Here is a 221-nt window from a genome sequence, read left to right on the forward strand (position 1 = left end):
CAGGCTTTGATGTCGCCGATGTTTGTTGTAGACCTCGCGGTAGGCCGCAAGCGCTTTTTGCAGTTCGTCGAATGTTTCCGGTGTGCGTGCGTCGAGAAACTGCACCAACGTGCGGTGGGAGCGTTCGTCTTTGCCTTGCGTAGTTGGGGCGAAGCCAGCAATTGCCAGCACACCTTGCTTCGCCAACCAAACTTCTGTGGCTGATAGACGACCGCGGTGGT

At 57.0% G+C, this 221-nt stretch carries 1 protein-coding gene; it reads right to left on the bottom strand.

All coding sequences use genetic code 11. The annotated features are described in order from the left end of the window. A partial coding sequence (locus HMPREF2656_RS04900) for an integrase core domain-containing protein (RefSeq protein ID WP_246825118.1) occupies positions 1–186 on the bottom strand: 186 nt, incomplete at its 3' end. Positions 187–221 lie beyond the last annotated feature (35 nt).

It is taken from the genome of Corynebacterium sp. HMSC034B08 (assembly GCF_001835805.1).
In the GTDB taxonomy this organism is placed as follows: Bacteria; Actinomycetota; Actinomycetes; order Mycobacteriales; family Mycobacteriaceae; genus Corynebacterium; species Corynebacterium coyleae.